We start from the raw sequence: 2,078 nt of genomic DNA on the forward strand, positions 1-2,078 counted from the left end.
GAACAGGTGAACAAGAAAGCCGTCCAGGGGCTGGAGAAGAGCATGGAGCAGGTGGAGGAGAAGATGCAGGAGTTCATCGCCAAGGACGAGGCGCTTAAAGACAAGTACGGCCTGCTGACCTCCGTCAAGGGCGTGGGCAAGGTGCTGGCCATCTCCCTTCTGGTCTACACGCAGGGCTTCACCAGGATGGATGACGGCAGGAAGCTGGCCTGCTACTGCGGCGTGGCCCCCTTCGAGTACCGCAGCGGGACGGGCGTCTGGGGGAAGGCGGGCGTGTCAAAGTTCGCCAACAAGAACCTCAAGCAGGTGCTGCACATGGCCGCCCTCAACAGCGTGCGCTACAACCAGGAACTCAAGGCCTACTTCGAGAGAAAAGTAGGGGAAGGGAAAAGCAAGATGAGCGTTCTGAACGCGGTGAGAAACAAGCTCCTCCACCAGATCGTGGCCGTCATAAAGAGAGGAACGCCCTATGTGATAAAATTGGATAAAGTTTAGCCAAAACGCTTGTTTTACTCATAGATTTCGGTCTCGTATAAAAAACGTGCGAGGCCGTCGGCCGTGGCATGACTTTTACACAATGTTACCTGTTGTTTTTTTTATTTTACGGTTAAATCTTTCGTGCTTCTTTTAAGTCTTGCCATTCCTGTTCTGCTTGAATTGCACTCTTTTTTAACTATTCTTAAATTTGCTTTTTCTTTGTGGTAATTCCTAAAATCTTTATTCAGTTCGTCTTTTTTGAATACTAAAAGATTTTCATCTGTTAAAATATATTCAATTTCATTAGTATTTATTTTATTAACCTCCTTGAATCGGTCAACTATGACTGAAAATGTATTAGGTTGTCGATGGTCAACTACCAAATCTTCCCACTTTGATAATTGATTCGTCTCTTGACATTTCACTAAACCTTTTGAGGAATGGTCGTCAAAAAATTTTTGTTTAACATTAAAAATGTCTTTTTTGATTGCATTTCTACAAGCAATATTAAATAATGTATCAGGATTATATTTAGGTCTATTTATTATCATTAAGTATGATATAATTTCACTTGAATAATCACTAAATATAACTGTAAAGCATTTTGAATTAAATTGAAACTTGGTTACTTTAATATCAATAATTATAACATCCTCTTCTTTTTGATTTTGAAAATCAAACTTAAATTGACTCTTCTCATTTTCTTCAATTTTTACACTTTCATTTATACCTTGATTTTCATCATCATAGAAAGAGAAGTCATATTCCAATAAATCTAATAAATCATTAAAGTCTTTTTCGCTTACTGATTGACCAAATTTATAGGAATTCAATATTTTTCTATAATGTAATATTGCATCTTTTTTAAATTTGAATGCTTTATCTCCAATAATAATTGGCTTTCTCATTTTTGATATTTCAAATTACAGGTAACGGCCTCGTGTAAAAGGTCGGCTGGGAGACTGAAACGCAGTTTCATGTCGGACGGCAGACCGGTTGCAGATTACAATGGAACGTCGGCCGCAGGGAAACCCAGCTGCCTTTTACACATTGTTAGGCTGCGTTATTCTCTTACTTCTGCTGATTCCTTTTTCCAGTTTTTGCTTGATTTCAGGAAAAGAGCCGCTAATCAGCTTCCCGAAGTTCGTCCGTCCGTTTTTGACCTCTTTTTGCGAAATAAGGCCGAAAACGCATTCCCGAAGTCGGTTGCGCACGTTGCAGGTCAATTCTTTTTGCAAGCTTTGTGCGTCAATTCCTCTTCTGCAACAGCTGCTGGTCAAGGTCGGGCGGCGTTCCCTAACCTTTACTAAGCTAATTTAATGCTTTGGCGGGTTTCTTCAGTCGCTTCTGCTACTTCTGCTGATTTTTTTGCCGCTCAAGTTGGTAAATAGTTCTTTTAATGCAGCCTAACGGTCTCGTATAAACAACGTGCTAGGCCGTCGGCCGTGGCATGATGTTTATACAATGTGCTTGTTGCACAACCGACTGAAGATAAACGTTAAAGGATGTAGCACCAAATCTTTTTACCGATGCAGGGCAGGAAGCACTTTGCCGATGAGAAGGAGCTGCGCTTCTCGCTCTCGGCGCACGTTCCGGAGCGC

General features: G+C 41.4%; 3 protein-coding genes. 2 read left to right on the forward strand and 1 reads right to left on the reverse strand.

Going from position 1 to position 2,078, the window contains the following annotated elements:
- The coding region (locus HHO50_RS20840) for a transposase (protein ID WP_181309078.1) at positions 1-495 on the forward strand (495 nt) is incomplete at its 5' end.
- Positions 496-596: 101 nt separating this feature from the next.
- Here the strand turns inward: HHO50_RS20840 and HHO50_RS20845 are convergent.
- Positions 597-1,385: a DUF3223 domain-containing protein gene (locus HHO50_RS20845; RefSeq protein ID WP_181309079.1), complete on the reverse strand. Its 789-nt coding sequence runs from the start codon at positions 1,383-1,385 to the stop codon at positions 597-599.
- A gap of 69 nt (positions 1,386-1,454) precedes the next feature.
- Here HHO50_RS20845 and HHO50_RS20850 point away from each other — a divergent pair, with 69 nt between their 5' ends.
- Entirely contained in the window at positions 1,455-1,787 is a 333-nt protein-coding gene (locus tag HHO50_RS20850) for a hypothetical protein (protein WP_181309080.1), read from the forward strand.
- The last annotated feature ends 291 nt before the right edge of the window (positions 1,788-2,078 follow it).

The organism is Rufibacter sp. XAAS-G3-1 (genome assembly GCF_013623775.1).
GTDB lineage: Bacteria > Bacteroidota > Bacteroidia > Cytophagales > Hymenobacteraceae > Nibribacter.

Bases quoted from the DNA above. Each gene is read 5' to 3' on its own strand.
- HHO50_RS20845 (WP_181309079.1), bottom strand. From the start codon at position 1,385: ATGAGAAAGCCAATTATTATTGGAGATAAAGCATTCAAATTTAAAAAA.
- HHO50_RS20850 (WP_181309080.1), top strand. From the start codon at position 1,455: ATGTCGGACGGCAGACCGGTTGCAGATTACAATGGAACGTCGGCCGCA.